Source organism: Nocardioides sp. YJ-D4 (assembly GCF_054031495.1).
Genome location: NZ_CM132932.1, coordinates 941637 through 965234, shown reverse-complemented (window position 1 = coordinate 965234; position 23598 = coordinate 941637). Strand labels below are relative to the sequence as shown.

Sequence of the window (23598 nt, the reverse complement as noted above, 5' to 3'; positions counted from 1 at the left end):
TGACACTGCGGTCTCGCTGCCGGGCGGCCCGAAACAGGAATCCTGTGTGAGGTAGGTCACGTCAATTCGACCGAATCTATTGACGCTATAAAACGATGTCGATAACGTTTTCCAGCGAGTTCGCGCGAGCTCTGAGGTACCACCGACCACCTTTCATTCCGGGAGAACAGGATCGATGATGACCCGAGTTCGTGTCAGACCCCTGCACGCCATGAAGGCCAGAGGAACCGCCGCCTTCACCACCCTTGCCGCCCTGGTGATCACCAGCGGCATCGCCATCACTGCCGTCGCCGGCCCCGCTCTGGCCGACGGCTCCACCCTGCAGGCAGCCGCGGCCGAGTCCGGCCGCTACTTCGGCACCGCCATCGCCGCGAGTCGGATGTCCGACTCGCAGTACACGACCATCGCGAACCGCGAGTTCAACATGATCACCGCCGAGAACGAGATGAAGATGGACGCGACCGAGCCGTCGCCGAACCAGTTCAGCTTCTCCTCCGGGGACCAGATCGCCAACTGGGCCATCCAGAACGGCAAGCGGGTCCGTGGGCACGCGCTGGCCTGGCACTCCCAGCAGCCGGGCTGGATGCAGAACATGGAGGGCAGCTCGCTCCGCAGCGCCATGCTCAACCACATCGCCGGGGTCGCCGGCCACTACCGCGGCAAGATCTACGCCTGGGACGTGGTGAACGAGGCCTTCGAGGACGGCTCGTCCGGGGCGCGCCGCAACTCCAACCTGCAGCGCACCGGCAACGACTGGATCGAGGCCGCCTTCCGCGCCGCCCGCTCCGCCGACCCGAACGCGAAGCTCTGCTACAACGACTACAACACCGACAACTGGAGCCACGCGAAGACGCAGGCCGTCTACAACATGGTCCGCGACTTCAAGTCGCGCGGCGTACCCATCGACTGCGTCGGCTTCCAGGCCCACTTCAACTCGGGCAACCCGGTGCCGAGCAATTACCACGTCACGCTGCAGAACTTCGCCGACCTCGGCGTCGACGTACAGATCACCGAGCTCGACATCGCCGGCTCCGGCACCTCGCAGGCCGAGCAGTTCCGCGGTGTGACCCAGGCCTGCATGGCTGTGACCCGCTGCACCGGCATCACCGTCTGGGGCGTACGCGACACCGACTCGTGGCGGGCCTCGGACACCCCGCTGCTCTTCGACGGCTCCGGCAACAAGAAGCTCGCCTACGGCTACGTCCTCGACCAGCTCAACACCGCCGACGGCGGGTCCACGCCGCCGGCGGGGAGCTGCACGGTGAGTGTCACCCGGACCGAGTCCTGGAACGACCGGTTCAACACCGTGTTCACCGTCAGCGGCACCGACGACTGGGTGGTCCGGATCAGCACCGGCTCGGGCCAGAGCCTGCAGAACTCCTGGAACGCGAGCATCTCCGGTACGTCGGGAACGCTCACGGCCACGCCGAACGGCAACGGCAACCAGTTCGGGATCACGCTCTACTCGGGCGGGAACACCGCGACACCGACCGCGACCTGTACCGCGGCCTGACGCACGATACGCCTGAGGCCTCGGCTGCGGATGATCCGCAGCCGAGGCTGCGTCGTCGAATAGGTGGCGCGCCTCAGAGCTCCTCGAGGGCGTCCTCTCCGGAGGCGGGGTCGTAGAGGTAGACCTGCTCGCCCGCACGGGGGTCGCGGGCGGAGAGGACGTGGAAGGTGGGGGAGGCCGGGTCGGCGAGGTCGACGACGCTCGCGCCGGCACCGAGCACGCCGCGTACGAGATGCGGGGGAGCGGTGGTGTCGATGCGGGTGACGATGCCGGGGGTCACCCAGACGGGTACGCCGGCAAGGAATCCGCTGACCTGGAAGTGCAGGTGGCCGGTGAGGATGGCGCGTACGTCGCTGCTCCGCACCACCCGGCCGAGGGCGGAGATGTTGCGCAGGACGACATCGGTGACGTAGGGGACCGAGGCGAGGTGAAGGGGCGGATGGTGCAGGACGAGGACGGTGCCGTCGCGTACCGGAGTGGCCAGCTCGTCGGCGAGGCAGGCCAGCTGGTGCTCGTCGAGGAAGCCGTGGGTCTTGCCCGGGACCAGGCTGTCGATGGTGATGACCCTGAGCTCGCCCAGGTGGCTGACCGCCGCGCACAGGTCCGAGTCCGGGTCCAGCAGCCGGCCGCGGTCGCTCCCGTCGGGATCGCGATGTCCGCTGCCGAGCACCTCGCGGAACGGGCCGCGGGCATCGTGGTTGCCCGTCGAGTAGAGGTGCGGGATGCCGCGCTCGGCCGCGAACGCACCCACCCGCTCCATGACGGAGCGGCAGCCCGCAGCCGATCCGTCGTCGGCGATGTCGCCGCTGACCACGACGGCGTCCAGGCCGGGCAGGTGGCGGGCGTCGTGCAGGATGCGCTCCAGCGCGGCGACGGCGTCGACACCGTCCATGTCGATGCCGGTCGCGGAGACGTGGGTATCGGAGAGATGCAGGATCCGGGTCACGTGGTGAAGGCTGCCATGAGGACCTCGGCGACGCCGTCGTTCTCGCTCAGGACGGCGACGTCCAGGTAGTGGGCGTCGATCTTGTCCCCGACCTGGGTGAGGTCGACCTGGGCACAGGCGACCGCGTCGTCGGTGCAGCCGGCCCCGTCCAGCACCGGCGAGCCGGGTAACTGGGCGAGCCAGGCGTCGAGCTCGGCCCGGGGGACCGTCATCGCACCCTCGATCTGCCAGTCCTGGAACCCGATGTAGGTGCAGCTCGCCGCGGAGGTCCCGTCCGGCAGGTCCGGCGCTCCCACCGCATGCGCGAGATCGACGCAGTCGGCCGGCTGGTCCTCCGCCGCCTCCCGCAGGTCGGTGCCCACCCGGGCGACGACCAGTGCGACGACCGCGACCAGTACCGCGACGACGAGCAGCGTGCCCGCCATGAGCGTCCACGCCCACCAGGGAAGCCCGCGCGGCGGACTGCTCATGCCCACTGTCGGGAGCGCTCGACCGCCCGGGTCCAGGAGGCGTACGCCTCATCGGCCGCATCGCGACGCGACGCGTCGGGGGAGAAGGTGCGGTCCAGGGCCCAGGTCTCGCGGATCTCGTCGAACGAGGACCACACACCGACCCCGAGGCCGGCGAGGAAGGCCGCGCCGAGACCCGTGGTCTCGACGTGGCGAGGGCGAGAGACGTCGACCCCGAGCTGGTCGGCCTGGAGCTGGCACAGCAGGTTGTTGGCGGCCGCGCCGCCGTCGACGTTGAGCGAGGCGACGGGCGTCGGCATGGTCGCCATCACGTCACGTACCTCGAAGGTGATCGCCTCCAGGGTCGCCCGCACGATGTGGGCGCGGGTGGTGCCGCGAGTGATGCCGATGATCGTGCCGCGGGCGTCGGGGTCCCAGTGGGGCGCACCGAGGCCGGTCAGGGCGGGCACGAACACAACGCCCTCGGACGAGGTGACGGTGCTCGCCAGGGCCTCGGTCTCCGCGGCCGAGCCGATGATCTGCAGGCCGTCGCGCAGCCACTGCACCGCAGCGCCGGTCACGAAGATCGAGCCCTCGAGGACGTAGGTGACCTCTCCCGACGGTGACATCCAGCCCGGCGAGGTGAGCAGCCCGGACTCCGACCGCTGCGGGGTGGTGCCCGTGTTGGTCAGCACGAACGAGCCAGTGCCGTAGGTGCACTTGGAGTCGCCCACCTCGAACGCCGCCTGCCCGAACAGCGCCGCCTGCTGGTCCCCGGCCACTCCGGCGATCGGCAGCGAGAGATCCAGGAACGAGCGCGGGTCGGTGACCACGCCCTCGCCCCAGTTGGGACCGATCTCCGGAAGCGCGTCGCGCGGCACGCCGAAGAGGTCGCACAGCTCGTCGGACCAGTCGTTGGTGTTGATGTCGAACAGCAGTGTCCGCGACGCGTTCGAGACGTCTGAGACGTGGTGCATGCCGCGGGTCATCCGGGCGATGAGGTAGGAGTCGACGGTGCCGATCGCATAGCGCCCCGACTCCACGTGCGCCCACGTGTGCGGCTCGTTCTCACGGATCCAGGCCAGCTTCGTCGCGCTGAAGTAGGGGTCCAGGCGGAGCCCGGTCAGCTCCCGGACGCGGGCGTCGTGCTCGGCCATCGAGGCGCACATCGCGGTCGTACGCCGGTCCTGCCACACGATCGCCCGCCGCGGTGACCCCAGGGTCTCTCGGTCCCACAGCACGACCGTCTCGCGCTGGTTGGTGATGCCGATGCCGACGAGGTCGTCCTTGCCGTGGGCCGCGAGGACCGTACGGCACGCCTCCAGGGTCGCCTGCCAGATCCCCTCGGGCACGTGCTCGACCCGGCCCGGGCTGGGGAAGTGCTGGTCGAACTCCTCATAGCCCCGCGCCGCGACCTCGCCCTTCTCGGTCACGATCAGGGCGGTGACGCCGGTGGTGCCGGCGTCGATGGCGAGGATCGCGCTCACTTCGGCGTCCTGACGATGTCGAGGATGCGCCGGTCGATCCAGGACAGGTCCTCCGCCACCCGCATCTCGTAGTTCTCGGTGGCGACCCAGGCGAGGAAGCCCGAGGCGCCCTGCGCCGCGGCGTACGTCTCCACCTCGGCCTCGATCTCGGGGGTGACCTGCACCTTCTCGGCCTCGGTCGACGCGGTCAGGTAGAAGTCGCTGAGGTCCAGGAGCCGCTTCAGCTCGGTGATCGGCGCCGCGTGGTCGTCGACCCGGAGGTCGGCAGCGATGTCGTCGTTGCCGCCGTAGCCGGCCTCCTCGCGCACCACCAGGAGGGCCGCGCTCTGCCGGCCGCGGCTGTCGCCGCCGGCCTCGTCGCCCGCGGCCAGGGCTGCCAGCAGCCGGTGCTGCAACGGCTCCTCCGGGGAGGAAGCCAGCCAGGCGGCCTCCATCGCCTCGACCACCTCGGGGCCGGTGAGGATGTTGCCCTGGATCGCGTACGCGCCATTCTCGGTGGAGCCGGTCCGGCCACCCGCCCAGGCGAAGCAGGACGGCCCGGTGTGGGACGCGGCGTTGCCGTCGACGTCGACGATCCCGACCTGACGGTGGTCCCGCCGCTCGTCCTCCTCCAGCAGCCTCTCGAGGGCGACCGAGGCGGTCGCACCCTCGTCGAGGTGAGCGAGCGCGAGACCCTTGTAGGCGACGTTGGCCTCGGCCTGGGTGGCGATGGCTCCGACGCCCGCGACGGCGGCCGGGACGGCCGATCCGACGGCGAGGAACTTCGAAGCGACGGCCACACCCCAGGTGGGCTCCCCGGTGCCTGGATCGACTGCTCGGGCGACGATGGAGAAGGTCATGGCGTGACCCTATCCACGAAATTTCGTCCGGTTACGGCGTGTTGACGAATTGTCGTACACCTGACGGCGAGGTTGGGCTTTGATTGAGGGATCCCTTCATCCCAATTTCGGAACTGAGTTTCGAACGTGACCAGGAAGGACATCATGACAACCCTGGCGAAAGAAGAAACACCTGAGCTGAAGAGAGTGATGGGGCCCTGGCTCCTTCTGCTCTTCATCGTCGGTGACATCCTGGGAGCCGGCGTCTACGCCGTCACCGGGACCATGGCCGGCTACGTGGGCGGCATCCTGTGGCTGCCGTTCCTGCTCGCCTTCGTGGTGGCCACCATGACGGCGTACTCCTACTTGGAGCTGGTGACCAAGTATCCGAGCGCGGCCGGCGCCGCGCTCTACACGCACAAGGCGTTCGGGTTCCACTTCCTCACCTTCATGGTGACCTTCGCGGTCGCCTGCTCGGGCATCACCAGCGCGTCGACCTCGGCCAACACGCTGGCGCAGAACTTCTTCGGCGGCCTGGAGATCAACGGCTGGATGGACGCGCCCAGCGAGGGCGCCGTCACCCTCTTGGCGCTGGGCTTCATGGTCCTGCTGGCGCTGATCAACCTGCGTGGTGTGGGCGAGAGCGTGAAGTTCAACATCATCCTCACCGTCGTCGAGATGGTCGCGCTGTGCATCGTCATCGGCGTCGGCTTCTTCGTCATCGCCCAGGGCGAGGCCGACATGGCCGAGCTGATCTCCTTCGACGACTACAACGACATGGGCGTGGTCTTCGCGGTCACCGCCGCCACCTCGGTGGCGTTCTTCGCGATGGTCGGGTTCGAGGACGCCGTCAACATGGTCGAGGAGACCAAGGAGCCGGAGAAGATCTTCCCGCGCACGATGTTCATGGGCCTGGGTGCGGCCGCGCTCCTCTACATCCTGGTCGCGGTCTCGGTCGTCAGCGTCCTGTCTCCCGGAGAGCTCGAGACGATCCGTGAGTCCGAGGGCCGGGCCCTGCTCGAGGTGGTCGCCAAGGGTGCTCCCGACTTCCCGATCGACAAGGTGTTCCCGTTCCTGGCGGTCTTCGCCGTCGCCAACACCGCGCTGATCAACATGCTGATGGCCAGCCGGCTCGTCTACGGCATGGCCAAGCAGCGGGTGCTGCCCAAGCAGCTGGGCGCGGTCCTGCCCAGCCGCCGTACGCCCTACATCGCCATCATCTTCACCACGGTGCTGGCGCTCTGCCTGATCTGGTACGTCTCCAGCGACCCGGACAGCAACATCGTCTCCAACCTCGGCTCGACGACCGCGCTGCTCCTGCTGTGCGTCTTCGCGATCGTCAACATCGCCTGCGTGGTCCTGCGCAACCGACGTGCCGACACGGACAAGGCGTTCTTCACCGCGCCGAGGTGGCTGCCGCCCATCGCCGCGATCCTGTGCATCTACCTGGCCGGCCCGTGGGTCGACCGCGACGGGATCGTCTACGAGATCGCCGGCGGCCTGATGGTCATCGGCGTGATCCTGTGGGCCATCACGTGGCTCATCAACAAGTTCGCCAACAAGGACGACGAGCCGCCCCACTTCCAGGACATCGAGCACATGGACGTAAACCCGGAGGACGACAAGTAACCGGGTGACTTCGGTCAGGGCCGGCGTACGTTCTCTCGAGGACGTACGCCGGCCCTGCCGTGTCTGAGATGACTTCGTAACAACCGGGTGATCCGCGTACCCTGAGGCTCGTGAACGACGCCTTCCCCTCCCTCGAGCAGCTGCACGCCATCGGAGCCCTTCAGCAGCCGACCTATTCCGACCCGGCCGCGCTGGCCGCGGCGGTCGAGAAGCTGAGGAACCAGCCGCCGCTCGTCTTTGCGGGGGAGTGCGACCAGCTCAAGAGCTCGATCGCCGCCGCCGGCCGTGGTGAGGCGTTCATCCTGCAGGGCGGCGACTGCGCCGAGGTCTTCGCCGAGGCGACCGCCGACAACACCCGCAACAAGCTGCGCGTGCTGCTGCAGATGGCAGTGGTCCTGACGTACGCCGCCTCCGTCCCGGTCGTGAAGATCGGCCGGCTCGCGGGGCAGTACGCCAAGCCGCGCTCCTCCGACACCGAGACCCGTGACGGGGTGACGCTGCCGGCCTACCGCGGCGACGCCGTCAACGGCTTCGAGTTCACCGAGGAGTCCCGCATCCCCGACCCGCAGCGCCTGCTGGACGTCTACCACGCCTCCTCCTCGACCCTGAACCTCGTGCGCGCGTTCACCACCGGTGGCTACGCCGACCTGCGCCAGGTGCACACCTGGAACTCCGAGTTCGTGCGCAACTCGCCCGTCGGCGCGAAGTACGAGGCGATGGGCTCCGAGATCGAGCGCGCGATCGCGTTCATGGAGGCCATCGGCGCCGACCCGGAGGAGTTCCACCGGGTCGACTTCTACTCCTCCCACGAGGCGCTGCTGCTCGAGTACGAGCACGCGATGACCCGCATCGACTCGCGCACCGAGACGCCGTACAACGTCTCCGGCCACTTCGTCTGGATCGGTGAGCGCACCCGTCAGCTCGACGGCGCCCACGTCGAGTACTTCCGCCACCTCAACAACCCGATCGGCTGCAAGCTCGGCCCCACCGCGACCCCCGACGACGCGCTCGCGCTGGCCGCCAAGCTCAACCCGAAGAACGAGGAGGGCCGGCTCACCTTCATCACCCGCTTCGGTGCGGGGAAGGTGCGCGACGGGCTTCCCGGGCTGGTCGAGAAGATCACCGCCGAAGGCGTCAACGTCACCTGGATCTCCGACCCGATGCACGGCAACACCTTCTCCACCTCCAACGGCTACAAGACCCGCCGCTTCGAGGACGTCCTCGACGAGGTCCAGGGCTTCTTCGACGTCCACCACGCCCTCGGCACCGTCCCCGGCGGCATCCTCGTCGAGAACACCGGCGACGACGTCACCGAGATCATCGGCGGCGGCGAGGAGCTCGACGAGGCCGGTCTCGTGCACCGCTACGAGTCCGTCGTCGACCCGCGCCTCAACCGCGTCCAGTCGCTCGAGATGGCGTTCCAGGTCGCGGAGATGCTGCGGTCCCGCTAGTCACATGCGTCGCAGGAATACCCGGTTAACCGGGTATTCCTGCACTTCTCGGGCATTGCAACACCTGAGAAGTGCAGGTTTCACCGGTGAACCGGGTATTCATTCCCGCGCCCAGGCGAGCTGCATGATCTCGTCGCCGTCGTGGAGGATGCTGCGGTTGTGGGTGTCGGTGAAGCCGGTGCGCTCGTAGAGGCGCTGGGCGCGCCGGTTGTCGGTGCGGGTCCAGACGCTGAGGCCCTCCCAACCGCGTGACTGGAGGTCGCGGATCATCTCGGTGCCGACGTGGGAGCCCCAGACGGCAGGATCGACGAAGACCATCGAGATGTGGCCGTAGCCGGGGAGAGGTACGCCGTCGACGAGGTAGGTCTCGGCCACCAGCATCCCCGCAGGGCGGGTGCCGTAGTGGGCGAGCAGCGCCAGCTCGGCGGAGTCCAGCTTCTCGCGGACGCGGCGGATCCGGGCCTCGGTGGCGGTGCGACGGCGGGCGGCGTTGGCCGCCCGCCAGACGTCGAGCGCAAGGGCGCGCTGCTCGTCGCTGCTGATCTCGGCGACGATGATCCTCGGCATCTAGGCGGCTACAGAGTCATCAGCCAGATGCCGAGCACGAGCATCACGATCATGAAGATCGCGCCCACCCACAGCAGCACGATCCAGGTCGAGGGGTTGTCCTCGGGCTCGGTGGCCATCAGCGAGGAGACGTACTCCTGCTGGGCGCCGTAGTCGCCGAAGTCCTGCTCGATCGGTTCCGGCTCGGCGACGTAGCCGTAGCCGGTCTGCCAGTCGCCGGCCTCCTCGCCGGCGTAGGCATCCTCCGCGTAGCCGGTCGCGTAGGCGGGCTCGGGCTCGTAGACCTCGGCCGCGGTCTCCTGCTCCTCAGGCGGGGCCCAGTGGCGGACCTGACCGTTGCGCGACTCCTGGACGAGCATCCCGGAGGGCTGGACGAAGGGCTGGTACGCCGCCTCGGCCGTGGCCTCGGAGACCGGCTCGGGCTCGGGGACGGGCTCGGGCCCGGGAAGCGGACCAGGCTCCGGGGTCGGGTCGGGGACGGGCTCCGGGTCGGGGACGGGCTCGGGCTCCGGGACCGGCGTCGGCTCCGGGAAGGGCGAGGGATCCGGGATGGGCGACGGCTCCGGCTCGGGGATCACGGCCTGCTCCGCGGCGGCCGGCTCGTGTCCCGGCGGGGGAGTGGCCGGCGGCGGGGCGGTCGGCGGGGCGTACGCCGGGCGGACCGCGGTGGTCCCGTCGGGCTCGTCGTCGGTGTCGAGCTTCTCCTCGACGGACGGCGCCTGGCGCCTCGAGGTGCGCTCGGTGGGCTCGTCGTTGGAGGCCGAGGATGCCGGTCCCGGCACGTTGTCGTCGCCGTAGGCGCTGATCCGAGGCAGGCTGAGGGAGGTCTGCGCCGCGTCGGGCTCGTCCTCGACGGCCTCCGGGGCGGTCGACTGGACGGGTTTCCGGATCACGGTCGACTCGTTGGGCTCGTCGAGCTCATCGGGCTCGGGCTTCGCTTCAGCAGCGTGCATGGCTTCGGGCTTCGCTTCAGCAGCGGACACGGGCGGCGTCCTTTCCTCTACATCGGTGGAGTCAGCCTCGGCTGCTCGGTCGGGATCCGTGGCGACCTCGAGTCCGCACATCGGGCACGCCGGCTCATCGGACAGCCGGTGTCCACACTGTGCGCAGCTGGTCATGCCACCCCCATGGCGTCGAAGATCACTCCCGTGCGTTCCCAAGCCTAGGTCACCCGCCTTAACCTTGGGCCGATGCCCGCAGATCGCGGAGCAGGGGGATATCGGGGTTGTCCGCGTCGCGAGAACCGGGAGTCTCCAGGATGAAGGGGACTCCGTCGGTCGCCGGATGCGCGAAGAGCTCCTCGAAGGCCTTCGTGCCGATGTGGCCGCGGCCGATCTGCTCGTGGCGGTCGAGGTGCTTGCCGCGTACGTCCTTGGAGTCGTTGGCGTGGATCAGCCGAAGCCGCCCGGGGCCGCCGATCTCGACGATCCGGTCGACGCACGCGGTCGCGCCGCCACGTTCGTCCAGCGGGGCGCCGGCGGCGAAGACATGGCAGGTGTCCAGGCAGATCCCGGCCTTGGGGTGGAAGTCGACGGCCGCCAGGTAGGCCGGCAGGTCCTCGACGCCCGCGCACAGCGAGCGTCCCTGGCCGGCGGTCGGCTCCAGCAGCAGCCAGGGCGCGTCCTCGGCGGCGATCTCGTCGAGCACCGGCAGCAGCGCCTCGCGTACCTGCTTCATCGCGACGGCGTGCTTCTCGGTCGCATCCCCGTCGGGCGAGACGAAGGAGCCGGTGTGGATGACAACCCCTTCGGCGCCGATGTCGGCGGCGCGGCGGAGGTTGTGGGCGACCAGGGCGGCCGACTTCTCGTAGGTGGCCGGAGTCGGTGAGCCCAGGTTGACCAGGTAGGGGGCGTGGACGAAGGCACGCATACCGCGCCGTTCGATCTCTGCCCGGAACGCCTTGTCCTCGGCGGGCTTCCCGGCCGAGAGCGCCCAGCCGCGTGGGTTGCCGACGAAGATCTGCAGGGTCTCGCCGCCGACCGCGTCGGTGTTGGCGAGGGCCCCGGCGACGAGACCCTTGCCGACCTGTACGTGGGTGCCGATCGGGTTGCGAAGAGAGGTCCGAGAAGAGGTCAAGGTCAGTTCAGCCAGATCGTGATCTCGGAGCCGTAGGGCGCCTCGCCACCGGCGGGCTCCTGCCGGGTCACGAAGTTGAGGCCGAGCGCGAAGTCGTCCTTCTCCTCCTTGACCTTGAAACCGGCGGCCTCGAGGGTCTGCTTCGCGGTGTCCTTGCTGCTGCCGACGACGTTGGGGACGGCGACGGCGTCGGGGCCCTTGGCGACCACGAGGGTCACGGTCTCGCCCTTGGGGAGGGTGCCGGAGTTGGGGCTCTGGCTGAGCACGGTGCCGGGCTGGATCTCCTGGTTCTCCTCCTCCTGGATCTCGACCTTCAGACCGTCGGCCTCCAGCGACTTCTTGGCGCGCTCGGCGCTACGACCGGTCCAGTCGACGATGTCGACGGGCGCCGGGCCCTTGCTGATCACGAGCACGATCGCCTTGCCGGGCCGCACCAGCGTGCCGGCGCGCGGCTGGGAGTTGATGACGTAGCCCTCGGGGACGTTGTCGTTGAACTTCTCGATCGGGTCGCCGATGCCGAGGCCCTTGTCGCGGATCTCGTCCTGAGCGTCGTCGGCGAGCATGCCCTTGAGCTTGGGCACGGAGTATTCCTCGACGCCCTTGCTCACGCTGATCTCGACCGTCGATCCGGGCAGCGCCTTGTCGTCGCGGCCGGGGTCGGAGTCGATCACCACGCCCTCCTCGACGGTGTCGGAGAACTCGGTGTTGGCCGAGACCTCGAAGCCGGCGTCCTGCAGCTGCGTGGTCGCTGCGGCCTTGCTCAGACCGGCCACCGAGGGCACCCGCTCGTAGCGGCCGTCGATGAACCACCACAGGCCGCCCGCCACCAGCGCGACGGCCACCACGGCGGCGCCGATCGCGATCGGGCCCTTCCACGTCGCCGGCATGCTCCAGCGCTGCTTCGGCTGCGTGGGGGTCGGGGCGATGCGTACGTTCTCCTCGGGCTCGCTCAGCGAGAGCCGGGCACCCGCGGGGAGCCCGACGCCCGGAGGCGGTCCCGGCGGACCCGGGGGACGACCCGGCGGCGGACCGGACGGTCCGGACGCTCCCAGGCCGAGAGCGGGCAGGACGGCGGTCGTCTCGGCGGCGGACTCGTCGCGAGCCCGGGCCGGGGAGTCGGTGCCACCAGCGCCCTGGGCGCCCTGATCGGGTGCGCCGGGCCGGGGGAGCGCCAAGTCGGCGGTGAGGTCGGGGTCGTCGAAGATGCCCGCGGACAGGGTGGCCATGACCCGGTTGACCATGCGCAGCAGCACCCCGGCGTCGGCTGGTCGCAGCTCGGGATCACGGGCGGTCGCCCGGGCGACCAGGGCGTCGACGTACCGGGGGATGCCGGGGGCGGCCTTCGAAGGCGGCGGGACGTCCTCGTGGACGTGCTTGTAGGCGATCTCGACCGGCGAGGGGCCGCTGTGCGGCTTGCGGCCGGTGAGCAGCTCGTAGAGCACGACGCCGGCGGCATAGACATCGGAGCGCGGCCCGGACCTGGACTCGGTGACCAGCTCTGGCGCGAGATAGGAGACGGTGCCGACCAGGTTGCCGGTGGTGGCGTCGTTGGAGTTGTTGTTCATCACCCGGGCCAGACCGAAGTCGGCGACCTTGACCCGCTGCGAGATCGAGGCGGCACCGGTGGTGATGAGCACGTTCTCGGGCTTGATGTCGCGGTGCACGATCCCGATCGCGTGGGCGGCGGTCATCGCGCTCAGGATCGGCTCGATGTAGGCCAGCGCCTTCGCCGCGCCCAGGGGAGCCTGTGAGGCGATGGTGTCGCGCAGGGTGTGTCCCTCGATGTACTCCATCGCGAGGAAGGCGACGCCGTCGTCCTCGTCCTGGTCGTAGACGGCGACCACGTTGGGGTGGGAGAGCTTCGCGGCAGACCTGCCCTCGCGTACGAACCGCTCGGCGAAGTTGCCCTCCTCGTCGAGGTCCTGGTGCATGACCTTGACGGCGACGATGCGGTCCAGCCGCATGTCGTGGGCCACGTAGACCGTCGCCATGCCGCCCTTCGCGACCTTCTCGACGATCCGGTAACGCATCCCCAAGACCTTGCCCAGAAGGGGGTCGGATGCGGTAGCCGAGCCTCCGCCGTGGCGCCCGATGACGTCGTCACGGGGGTCCGCCTCACTAGCCACGCGATCCTCCTGTCTCCGGTCGGAGAAGTATTCCGGACCGGGCAATGGTACGGACCAGCGGGTCCCACTCACGACTTTCCGGACCGGCTACCCGGGCCGGTAATGTGATTGTTATGAGTGAGTTGCGGTTGGCGGAGCAGGACCTGGGTGCCCTGGTTGACGAGTGGATCGACTGGGCTACGGCCGCGTCGCTGCTCGGAGTGACCGTGGGGAAGGTGCGCACCATGATCCGCGAGCACGAGCTCGCTGCGGCAGTGCCTCCGGGGATGAAGGGCCAGCACATCCCGGCCCTGTTCATCCAGGACGGTCTGCCGGTCAAGGGTCTGAGCGGGCTGCTGCATGTGCTCCACGACGGACGCTACGACGACCGTGAGATCATCGCCTGGCTCTTCCTCGACGACGACCTTCCCGGCCGCCCGATCGACGCGCTTCGGGAGAACCGCGGGTCGGAGGTCAAGCGCCGGGCCCAGGCCATGGCACTCTAGACGACCAACCGTTCCGTACGTCTCGGAGGAACCTCGTGAGGTCGAAGTCCGCCCTGATCGGCCTGCTGCTCGCCGTCCTGATGGCGCTGGTCGCCGGTTGCGGCGGTGACTCCGGGGCGGACGGTGGCGCGAGAACAGGCACCGACCCCGAGAGCGGGCTCGCCTGGATCGCGGAGTCGGACCTGCCGCCCGAGGGCGTGGAGACGCTCGAGCTGATCGACGCCGGCGGCCCGTTCCCCTACCCGGGCAAGGATGGCAGCACCTTCGGCAACCGCGAGGGGATCCTGCCCGAGGAGGCGTCGGGCTACTACGCCGAATACACCGTGCCGACGCCTGGCTCCGATGACCGGGGCGCGCGGCGTATCGTCACAGGCGAGGGTGGGGAGTTCTACTTCACCGAGGACCACTACGAGTCGTTCTCACGGATCGACCGGGGGTGATGGGCACATGAGTGGACTGGCAGGACTACTGGCAGGGAAGGTCGATCCCGGCGTCTATCGCTGGCACACCGAGCTGGCCGCGGCCGACCTCTCCGAGTCGGTGACCGGCGCCGGCTGGTCGCTGGCGCAGATCGCAGACGTTGCCGAGACCAAGGACGAGGTGCTCGGTGCCATCGGCACCGCGCTGGGCTTCCCGGCCCACTTCGGCCGCAACCTCGACGCGCTCTGGGACTCGCTGCGTGACCTCTCCGCGCCCACGGTGCTGCTGTGGGAGACGTGGGGGTGCGCTGCGTACGCGGATCGTGCCGGCTTCGACAAGATCGTCCGGGTGCTCCAGGACCGGTCGGCGGAGATCTCCGAGGACCGGCCGGCGTTCACCGTGCTGCTGCGCGGGGACGGTCCGGAGACGGACCTGACCGACCTGGGCTGATCACCCGACGTTGACCGTACGAGTGGGGTAGCCCGTGGCTCCGTCGGGAGCGGGCGGTGCCTCGTCGGCTGTCTGCGGAGTGCCGGTGCGGTCGTAGGCCCGCGCCTGGATCTGGTGCTCGCCCTCGGTCGCGTCCCAGCGGTAGGTCCACTGGCGCCAGGTGTCGATGCTGTCCTCGGCGGCGAGCGTGGCGGGCTGCCAGGGGCCGTCGTCGATGCGTACCTCGACCTTGCTCACACCCCGGTGCTGCGCCCAGGCGACACCTGCGATGGTGCGTTCGCCCGGCATGACGTCGTCGCCGGGCAGGTCGATGCGGCACTCGGTCTTGATCGGGCCCTCGGCGGACCAGCCGCGGTCGGTCCAGTAGGCGCGGAAGTCGGCGAAGCGGGTCACCTCGAGCTCGGTGAGCCACTTGGTCGCCGAGACGTAGCCGTAGAGGCCGGGGACGACCATGCGGACCGGGAAGCCGTGGTCCCGGGTCAGCGGCTCGCCGTCCTGGGCGATCGCGAGCAGGGAGTCGCGGCCGTCGGTGAGCGCCTCGAGCGGGGTGCCGATGGTGATGCCGTCGGCACCGGTCGACTTCACCGCGTCGGCGTCGGGAGAGACGCCGGCGCGCTTGAGGACGTCGCGGATGCGTACGCCGGTCCAGGTCGCGTTGCCGATCAGGTCGCCGCCCACCTCGTTGGAGACGCAGCAGATCGTCACGCGGCGCTCGTAGAGCGGCATCGCGAGCAGGTCCTCGTAGGTCAGCTCGACCGGGTCGTCGACCAGGCCGTGGATCTTGAGCCGGTAGTCGGCGATGTCGACGCGTGGGGTGAGCAGGGCGATGTCGATGCGGTAGAAGTCGTCGACGGGGGTCAGGTGGGGCGTGAGCCCGTCGATCCGGAGCTCCGCGCCCGCCGGGAGGGGCGCGGCGGGGGAGACGGCCGCGGGGATGGCCACCCTCGTCGCGGGGAGCCGGCGTGCGGTGACCACCTTGGCGCCGACCCCGCCGGCCGCACCCACCGCGGTCACCGCCGCGGCGGCGACCAGGAACCTGCGACGGTCGAAGCCGTCGGGTGCCTCGGCCTCGGTGGGCGGGCTGTCGGCGTCGCGTAGGGGCCGGGTGAGGAGGATCAGCGCGGTGATCCCGACCGCGAGGCCGATCACGATCGCGACGATCCCGGTCGTCCCGTTGCCGGCCCGGTCGGCCAGGAGGGCGGCGATGTCGATGGCCCCGAGGAGTATCAGCATGCCCGCGCCGAGGGCGGGTCGGCGTACGGCCAGTGCGCCGGCGACCCCGAGCAGGGCCAGCGTGACCAGCCCGACGCAGGCGAGCAGGATCGGCTTGTCGGCGGTGCCGAAGGTGGCGACCGCCGCCTCTTTGAGCCAGCGCGGGGTGAGGTCGATGACCCGGTCGCCGAGCGCGAGCAGGGGCGAGGCGCCGCCGGCCAGGGCGGCGATGAGCTCGGCGACGCCGAGACCGAGTACGCCGGCGGCGATGCCCGCGAGGGGGCCGTAGGGAAGACGCGGTGCCGAAGCGGAGCTCGAGGTCTTCTGCTCGGCGAGGTTGCCGGATGTCATGCTGTGGGTTCGTGGCCGATCGATGGGCGGATGGGACCAATCCTCCCACTCTTCGGCTGCGAACCCGGGATGAGATCTGTGATGTGTCGGAAGGAGTGTGGATGCGGCGAGCGCTGCGGGTCGTGGGCGACGAGTCGTTGCCCGACCCCGATGACGACCTGGACCCGGCGGCGGTGCTCGCCGCGGTCGCCGGCGGCGACCTCGATGCCTTCGGCCGGCTCTACGACGAGCTGGCTCCGCTGGTCTTCGGCGTCGCCCGGCGGGTCGTGCGCGACCCCTCGCGGGCGGAGGAGGTGACCCAGGAGGTGTTCACCGAGCTGTGGCGTCAGGCCGCCCGGTTCGACCCGTCGCGCGGCTCCGTCCGGACCTGGGTGCTGACGATCGCGCACCGTCGCGCGGTCGACACCGTGCGCTCCACGCAGGCCTCGCGGACGCGGGAGGAGCACGTCGCCCGGCGTGAGCCGGTGGACGTCGCCGGCCCGGAGGAGGCTGTGGTCACGGCGTCGGAGCACGAAGGCGTACGCCGCTGCCTGGACTCTCTCACGCCGCTGCAGTCCCAGGCCGTGCGGCTGGCCTACTACCAGGGCTTCACCTATCCCGAGGTCGCCGAGCTGCTCGGCCGGCCGCTGCCGACGGTGAAGTCGCGGATGCGCGACGGGCTGATCCGTCTCAGGGACTGCCTGGAGGTGCGCGATGGCGCCTGACGTACACGGTCTGGTCGGGGCCTACCTGCTCAACTCGTTGGAGGACGAGGAGCGAGCAGAGGTCGAGGCGCATCTGGCAGCCTGCCCCGACTGCCGCGAGGAGGTCGACTCGCTGCGTTCGGCGACCGCGTCGCTGGCCGATGAGGTCGCCGAGACCCCGCCGGCGTCGCTGCGCGCGAGCGTGATGCGTACGGCCTCGGAGACTCCGCAGCTCCCGCCCGTGGTCGCCGCGGGCCGCGCTCGTCGTCGCTGGTTCGCGGGCGCGATCGCCGCGGTCGCGGCCCTGGTCATCGCCGTCGGCGTGACGGTCGGCGTCGTCGTACGAGATGACGATCCGCCCGCGATGACCGCCGCCCAGGTGATGTCGGCCCCGGACGCGCGGATGCACAAGGAGGAGACCTCCGACGGCGAGCTGATGGTCGCGATGTCCCACGAGATGCACATGGTCGCCGTCGACACCGCCCACCTCGACCGTCCCGCCGGGATGACCTACCAGGTCTGGTGGCACACCGACGCCGGGATGGAGTCCGCCGGCGTCCTCGATGAGGAGATGGCCGTCGCCGTACCGGTCGAGGACGGTGACCTGATGGTCACCATGGAACCCGAGGGCGGCTCCGACCAGCCCTCGGAGAAGGTCCTCTTCCAGATGCCTGCCGAGCGCCTCTGACCGCGGTCAGACCGTGCGCTGGGTGGCGGCTGTGGCGAGGGCGCGGAGGACTTCGGCGGCGCTGGCGTCGAGGGCGCCTGACGACTTGGCGTCGTCGAGGGCGGTGAGTCCCTGGTCGGCGAGCTCGGTGATGGTCTTCTCGACCTGCTGCTCGGCGCCGGAGGAGGCGATGATCGTACGCAGCGCCGCGACCTGGTCCGCGGCGAGCGGCTGGCCGAGGGAGCGGTCGAGGAGGTCGGCGTCGGCGGGCGGTGACGCCTTCAGGGCGAGCGCGACCAGGACGGTGCGCTTGCCCTCGACGAGGTCGTCGCCAGCCGGCTTGCCGGTGACCGACGGGTCGCCGAAGACGCCGAGGAGGTCGTCGCGGAGCTGGAAGGCCTCGCCGACGGGGAGTCCGTAGGCCGAGAGCGCCTCGATCTGCTCCGGGGAGGCTCCGGCCAGGGCGGCGCCGACGTGGAGGGGGCGCTCGACGGAGTACTTGGCCGCCTTGTAGCGCACCACCTTCATCGCCGCCTCGACGTCGGCCGCGCCGCGGGCCTGGACGGTGATGTCGAGGAACTGCCCAGCGATCACCTCGCTGCGCGTGTGGTCGAACACCGAGAGCGCCGCAGAGGTCTCGGAGCCCTCGAACCCAGAGGTACGCAGCAGCTCGTCCGACCAGGTCAGCAGCAGGTCGCCGAGGAGCACGGCCGCGGCGTCGCCATAGGCACGGGACCGGCCCGGCCAGCCCGCGGCGGAGTGGTCGGCCTCGAACGCGCGGTGCGCGGACGGCGCTCCGCGCCGGGTGTCGGAGTCGTCGATGACGTCGTCGTGCACGAGCGCCGAGGCCTGGAGCAGCTCGAGCGCGGCGGCCGCCCGGACGAGCGACTCCTCCTCGGCCGGCGAGGGGGAGGGGTGGACCGCGTGGAAGCCCCAGTAGCAGAACGCGGCCCGCAGCCGCTTGCCACCGGACATCGACTCGCGAGCCCGGCGCAGCAGCGGTTCGACCTCGTCACCGAGCGGCGCCAGCCGCTCGGACTGCGTCTCGAGAAAGGTGTCCAGTGCCCCCTGGACGCGACGGCGGAATTCATCGGCGTCCCACGTTTCATTCACTCTCCGAGCCTAGGGCACTCACTACGATGGCCCGATGGTGACTGGACGTGGACGCTCCCTGGCGGAGCTGATCAACCAAGGCGAGCGCTCGTTCTCCTTCGAGTTCTTCCCGCCGAAGGACGAGGCCGGCGAGGAGCAGCTGTGGAACGCCGTGCGCGCACTGGAGCCCTACCGTCCCACCTTCGTGAGCGTCACCTACGGCGCCGGCGGCTCGACCCGTGACAAGACGGTCGCCATCACCGGCCGGATCGCTGCGGAGACCGAGCTGCTCCCGGTCGCCCACCTGACCTGCGTCGGCCACACCCGCGACGAGGTCGCGGCGATCCTGGACGCCTACGCGGCGAAGGGGGTTGCCCACGTGATGGCCCTGCGCGGCGACCCCGCCGAGGGGCCGCGCGCCGAGTGGACCCCGACTCCGGGCGGCCTCGACTACGCGGTCGACGTGGTGAAGCTGGCCCGCGAGCGCGGTGACTTCCGCATCGGCGTCGCCGCCTTCCCGGAGGGCCACCCGAGTGCCGAGTCGCTCGAGGCCGACGCCGACGTGCTGGTCGCCAAGGCGAGGGCCGGAGCGGAGTTCGCGGTCACCCAGATGTTCTTCCGTGCCTCCGACTACTTCGGCCTCGTCGACCGGGTCCGTACGCGCGGCGTCGACATCCCGATCCTGCCCGGGATCATGCCGATCCTGAACCTGGCAGCCATCCGCCGCCAGAGCGAGCTGATCGGCGCCGAGGTCCCCGAGGAGATCGTCGAGCGTCTCAGCGCCGCCGGCCCCGAGCCCGCCGACATCCGTGCCGAGGGCATCGCCGTGGCCGCCGAGCTCTGCCAGGAGCTCCTCGACGGAGGCGCCCCGGGGCTGCACTTCTACACCCTGAACCGCTCCAAGGCGACGCTGGAGATCTTCGCCAAGCTCAACGTGACGGTCTAGCCTGCGCTCATCTCTCGGCAGGCCCGATCGACTGCGCGACCAGCGCGGACGAGAGCCCGGCGTAGGGCAGCCCGGAGCCGGGGGCGGCGTGGGCGCCGGCGGCGTAGACGTTGGGGAGCGGGGTGCGCGGCCCGAGGCGCTGGAACACCGTGCCGCGTCCCGCCCACTTCACGCCCAGCGGTGACCCGCGCCAGCGGCGTACGAGCTCGGCGGCGCCCAGGTCGACACGGTGCACGACGTGCTCCCGCAGATCGATCTTGTGGCGCGCCAGCGCCAGCAGGACGTCCTCCATGAGCTTGCCGTGGGAGTGGATCGTCCAGGCGTGCTGCCCCTCGGGGGCGAGCCCGCGGGTGCGTACGACCAGGGTGGGCTCGCCGTGGAGTACCAGCTCATCGGGAAGGTCGAGGAGGTGCTCGGGCAGCGAGGAGAGCCCGAGGTGGAAGGTCATCGGCGGGATCGCCGGCAACGTACGTTCCACCAACGGCCGCAGGGCCGGCAGCGAGCGCGGGTCGAAGGCGACCACGACCGCTCCATCGGCGCCGAGATCGATCTCCCCGGCGGTGGTGCTGACCGCGACCGCCCGTCCGTCACGTACGACGATGTCCTCCACGCGGGTCGCGGTCTGCACCGAGACCCGGCGGGTGGCCATCCGGGCGGCGAGCACCTCGGCCACGACCCCCATCCCGCCCTCGACCCGCCAGGCCCCGAAGCGCTGCTCGAGATAGGCGGTGAGCCCCGCCCAGGCAGGTACGTCACGCAGCTCCTGCCCAGCCGCGACGAACGGGTGCGCCGCGACCAGCCGGAGACGCTCGTCCTTGAACGTCTTGCGCAGCCGCTTGTGGAGGGTCTCGCGCGACCGGAACCGCTCCGCGACGGCCGAAGGCAATGCCGTGGGCTCCCACGGCACCTCGAAGTAGTGCTGGCGCAGCACCTCCCAGTCGTCGTTGAACCGGGCGACGTAGTCGGTCCACTGCTTGCCCATGCCCGGGCCCAACTCGTCGAAGGCCGCCAGCTGGGCGCCGCGGGTGCCGCCGGGCACCGAGACCGAGCTCTTGTCGGCGAACCGGTGCTCGCGGATGACGTCCATCGGCACCAGCTCCAGCTCACGCTCAGCCGGCCGCCCGGACTTGCGGAACAGGTCGCGCATCACCGCGGGCAGCAGGGTCGAGGTCGCCGAGGCGTCCCAGGTGAACCCCTCCTCGCGCACCGGCACCAGGGCGCCGCCGAGCTGACCGGAGGCCTCGAGAAGGGTCACCGAGTGGCCGAGCTTGGCCAGCCTGGCGGCGCTGGCCATCCCGGCGTACCCGCCCCCGAGGACGACGACCGCGGTCACTGGACGGGGTAGGGCTTGGTCGTGCCGTCTGACGGGCCCCCTGGAGGAGGGGCGCCACGTCGTCCGCGCCGGGTCAGCCTGCGCCAGCCCCCACGCACGGCGCGGAGGAGGAGATAGACCAGCACCAGCCCGGCGACCAGCAGGATCGCGGCGATGCCGGCGGCTGCCAACGGGTGCTGGGTGGCGAACCAGACCACGCCGAGGACGAGGCCGTCCTCGGCCAGGCTGACCACCGAGTTGGAGACCGGCTCGGGGGAGGAGTTGACCGCCAGCCGCTCGCTGGCCTTGACCACGTGGGACATGAACGCCGACGTGCCGCCCACGACGCCCCCGACGGCCGCGTTGAGCGAGTCGGCCTCACCGGCGAGCAGGACGCCGATCACGGCGCCGATGGTGGGCCGGATCACCGTGGAGATCGAGTCCCACGTCGAGTCGACGTAGGGCACCTTGTCCGCGACGAACTCGATCGCGAACATCGCCCCGGCGGCCGCCAGCACCGGCCAGGTGCCGAGCACGTCCGGGATCTCCTCGGCCCCCGTCGTACGCTGCACGACGCCGAGCACCAGCACGACCAGATAGGCGTTGATGCCACTGGCCCACCCGCTGGAGAAGGTCAGCGCTAGAGATTCCATGGGGACATCTTGGCGTACGACACCGACATCCGAGCCTGCGACCGCGCGAGGAACGAGCGCGGCCGCAACGGGAGGAGGTCGAGCGAGCGCAGCGACTGAGCTTGCGAAGCCGCGAAGCGGGTCGAGACCGAGTCACGTCGGCCCGAGACCAGGCGCACCCGATCCCGTATTTACCTCCGTTGTGCCCCGTGCGGCAGAATGGGCTGATCAACGCAGAGTTCCCCCCACGTCGCAAGGAGACCGGATGACCATGACGACACCCGACGAGAACGAAGGTGTGGTCGTGAACGAGGACCTGGAGACCGCTGTCGAGGTGGCGGCCCTCGCTGCTGAGCCCGTGCCGCGGGAGATGACGTGGGCGGTCCGGCTGATCGTCGGTCTGATCGCGTTCAGCGCCGTCGTGGTCGTGGTCATGGTGCTGCGTTCCGATGACCTGGTGCGCGCGTGGGCGGAGGGCAACGCCTCGGCCAAGCGCATCCTGGAGACCGAGGGGCTCGAGGCCCTCATCAACCCGCCCACCGACAACCGGGTCAGCGCGCCGGCCTTCATCGCCCCGGCGATCACTCTGTTCGGTGTCATGGCCGGCATGCTCGGTGTGCTCGCGGTCTTCCTCCGCAACGGCTTCGAGTGGGCCCGCATCACGATCACCTTCCTGGTGTTCATCTCCGCGGTGGCCAGCGTCGGCGGCATCCTGACCGGCCCGCCGGTGATCATCAGCGTGCTCACCACGATCGCGATCGTCATCGCCGCGGGGCTGCTGGTGGTCATGTGGCTGCCGGCCAACACCCGCTACATCCACCCGCCGCACCTCATCCGCGGCGCCGTCGCCGACGACTGAGCGACCCGCACCACCCCTCGACACGCCCCGTCCTCGATTCGTCCTTGTGACTGTCGGTGGCGGGGTGTAGTTTGATCACGTGTTCGAACAGATGTTCGAACAACCAGGCTCTGGCGGGCGTCGTCCTCGACCCCCGACGCCCGCCGGAGCCGTCCACTGCGGGGTCGACCGTGAGCGAGAAGGACGACCCGATGCATCTGCTGCCGGCCACGACGCACAGCTACCTCTTCCGAGCCACCGAGACCCTCGCGGAGGCGATCGTGGCCGACGACGTGCCGAGCAGGTACGCCATCGCTCACGTCGCCGCGCTCCAGGCCGCCGCCGCGCTGATCGCCGCCCGCACCGATCCCGTCGAGGCCGCGAGCCGCGCCGGTCGCCGTCGCCCGTGGAACGCCTGGGTCCGCCTCAAGAAGGTCGCGCCCGAGCTCTCGGAGTGGGCCGACTACTTCGCCGCCGGCGCCGCCAAGCGCGCTGCCGCGGAGGCCGGCTCGATCCGTGCGGTCACCGCGGAGGAGGCCGACGAGCAGGTGCGTGACGCCGACCGGTTCCTCGCCGTCGTCGAGGAGTCGCTCGGGCTGATGGCTCACACCTCGCAGGCCACCCTGTCCCGGCACGACCGCCTCGTGGGCTGATCCAGGTGTGGCGTACGCAGGGTGGGAGGCAGGGCCTACGCTTGGCCTCATGTCAGCTGGCTCCGCTTCAACCAGTCGTCGGGCAGGCGCCCGGACCGTCGCCGTCTGGGACGCGCTCGACCCGGTCCTGGCCTCCGGCCCGCTCGACGTCCTCGACATCGGCGGCGGCACCGGCACCTCAGCCGTACGCATCGCCGGGCTCGGCCACCGGGTCACCGTCGTCGACCCCAGCCCCGATGCGCTGGCCGCGCTCGACCGCCGGGCCCGCGAGGCCGGCGTCTCCGTCGACGCGCGCCAGGGCGACCTCGCCGCACTCTCCGACGTCGCCGACCCCAGCGGTGCCGACGTGGTGCTCTGCCACGGTGTCCTCGAGGTCGTCCCCGACCCCGCAGCGGCGCTGGCAGGGATCCGCGAGGTGCTCCGTCCCGGCGGCACGCTCAGCCTCCTGGTCGCCCAGCGCACCGCCGCCGTCCTCTCCCGCGCTCTGGCCGGCCACTTCGCGCAGGCCGCCGAGCTCCTCGACGACACCACTCCGCAGGGGCGCTCCGGCCGCCGCTTCGCGCTCGACGAGGTCACCGGGCTGCTCGAGGCCGCGGGCTTCGAGGTCACCGACGTTCGTGGCGTACGTGTCTTCGTGGATCACGTTCCTGGGTCATTGCTCGATGTCGACCCTGGTGCAACCAGCGCTCTCGTCGAGCTCGAGCAGCGGGCCTCGACCCGCGCGGACTACCTGCCGCTGGCTTCGCAGGTGCATCTGCTCGCTTCGCTTCGCTAGGCACAGCCTCGGAGGTCCGG

At 70.4% G+C, this 23598-nt stretch carries 24 protein-coding genes; 12 read left to right on the top strand and 12 right to left on the bottom strand.

From position 1 onward, the window contains the following. The first annotated feature begins 178 nt into the window (after positions 1–178). Positions 179–1513, top strand: coding sequence for an endo-1,4-beta-xylanase (locus tag ACW14X_RS04645; RefSeq protein ID WP_457164874.1), 1335 nt, complete (start codon positions 179–181; stop codon positions 1511–1513). Positions 1514–1586: 73 nt separating this feature from the next. On the opposite strand, the gene ACW14X_RS04640 is transcribed toward ACW14X_RS04645, so the two are convergent. From ACW14X_RS04640 to ACW14X_RS04625, 4 genes are read right to left on the bottom strand one after another with little or no spacing between them, the layout of a single operon-like run. Continuing rightward, positions 1587–2459, bottom strand: a complete 873-nt coding sequence (locus ACW14X_RS04640; protein ID WP_457164873.1) for a metallophosphoesterase — start codon at positions 2457–2459, stop codon at positions 1587–1589. After that, positions 2456–2929: a hypothetical protein gene (locus ACW14X_RS04635; protein WP_457164872.1), complete on the bottom strand. Its 474-nt coding sequence runs from the start codon at positions 2927–2929 to the stop codon at positions 2456–2458. The genes ACW14X_RS04640 and ACW14X_RS04635 overlap by 4 nt, the downstream gene beginning before the upstream one ends. Then, positions 2926–4395, bottom strand: a complete 1470-nt coding sequence (locus ACW14X_RS04630; protein WP_457164871.1) for an FGGY family carbohydrate kinase — start codon at positions 4393–4395, stop codon at positions 2926–2928. Before ACW14X_RS04630 ends, ACW14X_RS04635 begins: the two co-directional genes overlap by 4 nt. Then, the gene (locus ACW14X_RS04625; protein WP_457164870.1) at positions 4392–5234 is read right to left on the bottom strand and encodes a DUF1028 domain-containing protein; all 843 of its coding nucleotides are present in this window, start codon (positions 5232–5234) and stop codon (positions 4392–4394) included. The genes ACW14X_RS04630 and ACW14X_RS04625 overlap by 4 nt, the downstream gene beginning before the upstream one ends. A 189-nt stretch (positions 5235–5423) precedes the next feature. On the opposite strand from ACW14X_RS04625, the gene ACW14X_RS04620 reads away from it, so the two are divergent. Both ACW14X_RS04620 and ACW14X_RS04615 read left to right on the top strand, forming a co-directional pair. After that, positions 5424–6842, top strand: a complete 1419-nt coding sequence (locus ACW14X_RS04620; protein ID WP_457164869.1) for an APC family permease — start codon at positions 5424–5426, stop codon at positions 6840–6842. Between the two features lie 110 nt (positions 6843–6952). Next, entirely contained in the window at positions 6953–8293 is a 1341-nt protein-coding gene (locus tag ACW14X_RS04615; RefSeq protein ID WP_183545321.1) for a class II 3-deoxy-7-phosphoheptulonate synthase, read from the top strand. A 99-nt stretch (positions 8294–8392) separates the two neighbouring features. On the opposite strand, the gene ACW14X_RS04610 is transcribed toward ACW14X_RS04615, so the two are convergent. The 4 genes from ACW14X_RS04610 to pknB form a co-directional block, all read right to left on the bottom strand. Further along, positions 8393–8860 (bottom strand): GNAT family N-acetyltransferase, encoded by a 468-nt coding sequence (locus ACW14X_RS04610; RefSeq protein ID WP_457164868.1) that lies wholly within the window; start codon positions 8858–8860, stop codon positions 8393–8395. An 8-nt stretch (positions 8861–8868) separates the two neighbouring features. After that, a complete protein-coding gene (locus ACW14X_RS04605) occupies positions 8869–9843 on the bottom strand; it encodes a hypothetical protein (protein ID WP_457164867.1) in 975 nt (324 codons plus the stop codon). A 193-nt stretch (positions 9844–10036) separates the two neighbouring features. Beyond that, a complete protein-coding gene (locus ACW14X_RS04600) occupies positions 10037–10936 on the bottom strand; it encodes a deoxyribonuclease IV (RefSeq protein WP_457164866.1) in 900 nt (299 codons plus the stop codon). Positions 10937–10938: 2 nt separating this feature from the next. Further along, entirely contained in the window at positions 10939–13062 is a 2124-nt protein-coding gene (pknB, locus tag ACW14X_RS04595) for a Stk1 family PASTA domain-containing Ser/Thr kinase (RefSeq protein WP_457164865.1), read from the bottom strand. A 113-nt stretch (positions 13063–13175) separates the two neighbouring features. On the opposite strand from pknB, the gene ACW14X_RS04590 reads away from it, so the two are divergent. Genes ACW14X_RS04590 through ACW14X_RS04580 form a run of 3 tightly spaced genes read left to right on the top strand, consistent with a single transcriptional unit; the run spans position 13176 to position 14417 of the window. Continuing rightward, positions 13176–13547 carry an Rv2175c family DNA-binding protein gene (locus ACW14X_RS04590; protein WP_350841455.1) on the top strand — a complete coding sequence of 124 codons (372 nt, stop codon included), beginning with the start codon at positions 13176–13178 and terminating at the stop codon, positions 13545–13547. A 35-nt stretch (positions 13548–13582) separates the two neighbouring features. Next, positions 13583–13987, top strand: a complete 405-nt coding sequence (locus ACW14X_RS04585) for a ribonuclease domain-containing protein (RefSeq protein WP_457164864.1) — start codon at positions 13583–13585, stop codon at positions 13985–13987. 7 nt (positions 13988–13994) lie between these two features. Next, a complete protein-coding gene (locus ACW14X_RS04580) occupies positions 13995–14417 on the top strand; it encodes a barstar family protein (protein ID WP_350841457.1) in 423 nt (140 codons plus the stop codon). Here the strand turns inward: ACW14X_RS04580 and ACW14X_RS04575 are convergent, their stop codons facing one another. Further along, entirely contained in the window at positions 14418–15980 is a 1563-nt protein-coding gene (locus ACW14X_RS04575) for a molybdopterin-dependent oxidoreductase (RefSeq protein WP_457164863.1), read from the bottom strand. It lies immediately after the preceding gene. A gap of 101 nt (positions 15981–16081) precedes the next feature. On the opposite strand from ACW14X_RS04575, the gene sigK reads away from it, so the two are divergent. Beyond that, positions 16082–16684 carry an ECF RNA polymerase sigma factor SigK gene (sigK, locus tag ACW14X_RS04570; RefSeq protein ID WP_160024349.1) on the top strand — a complete coding sequence of 201 codons (603 nt, stop codon included), beginning with the start codon at positions 16082–16084 and terminating at the stop codon, positions 16682–16684. Then, a complete protein-coding gene (locus ACW14X_RS04565; protein ID WP_160028983.1) occupies positions 16674–17351 on the top strand; it encodes an anti-sigma factor in 678 nt (225 codons plus the stop codon). The genes sigK and ACW14X_RS04565 overlap by 11 nt, the downstream gene beginning before the upstream one ends. A gap of 6 nt (positions 17352–17357) precedes the next feature. On the opposite strand, the gene ACW14X_RS04560 is transcribed toward ACW14X_RS04565, so the two are convergent. Next, entirely contained in the window at positions 17358–18443 is a 1086-nt protein-coding gene (locus ACW14X_RS04560; protein WP_457164862.1) for a polyprenyl synthetase family protein, read from the bottom strand. Positions 18444–18477: 34 nt separating this feature from the next. Here ACW14X_RS04560 and metF point away from each other — a divergent pair, with 34 nt between their 5' ends. After that, complete coding sequence (metF, locus tag ACW14X_RS04555) at positions 18478–19368, top strand: methylenetetrahydrofolate reductase [NAD(P)H] (protein WP_457164861.1); 891 nt, start codon at positions 18478–18480, stop codon at positions 19366–19368. Between the two features lie 7 nt (positions 19369–19375). Here the strand turns inward: metF and ACW14X_RS04550 are convergent, their stop codons facing one another. Then, positions 19376–20701, bottom strand: a complete 1326-nt coding sequence (locus tag ACW14X_RS04550) for a phytoene desaturase family protein (protein WP_457164860.1) — start codon at positions 20699–20701, stop codon at positions 19376–19378. Continuing rightward, positions 20698–21333, bottom strand: coding sequence for a DUF4126 domain-containing protein (locus tag ACW14X_RS04545; protein ID WP_160024344.1), 636 nt, complete (start codon positions 21331–21333; stop codon positions 20698–20700). Before ACW14X_RS04545 ends, ACW14X_RS04550 begins: the two co-directional genes overlap by 4 nt. Positions 21334–21577: 244 nt before the next feature. Between ACW14X_RS04545 and ACW14X_RS04540 the strand changes: the two genes are divergently transcribed. The 3 genes from ACW14X_RS04540 (at position 21578) to ACW14X_RS04530 (ending at position 23578) form a co-directional block, all read left to right on the top strand. Beyond that, positions 21578–22171 carry a hypothetical protein gene (locus tag ACW14X_RS04540; RefSeq protein ID WP_350718828.1) on the top strand — a complete coding sequence of 198 codons (594 nt, stop codon included), beginning with the start codon at positions 21578–21580 and terminating at the stop codon, positions 22169–22171. A gap of 170 nt (positions 22172–22341) precedes the next feature. Further along, positions 22342–22803 (top strand): SAV_6107 family HEPN domain-containing protein, encoded by a 462-nt coding sequence (locus ACW14X_RS04535; protein WP_160024342.1) that lies wholly within the window; start codon positions 22342–22344, stop codon positions 22801–22803. A gap of 49 nt (positions 22804–22852) precedes the next feature. Next, entirely contained in the window at positions 22853–23578 is a 726-nt protein-coding gene (locus ACW14X_RS04530; protein ID WP_457164859.1) for a methyltransferase domain-containing protein, read from the top strand. The last annotated feature ends 20 nt before the right edge of the window (positions 23579–23598 follow it).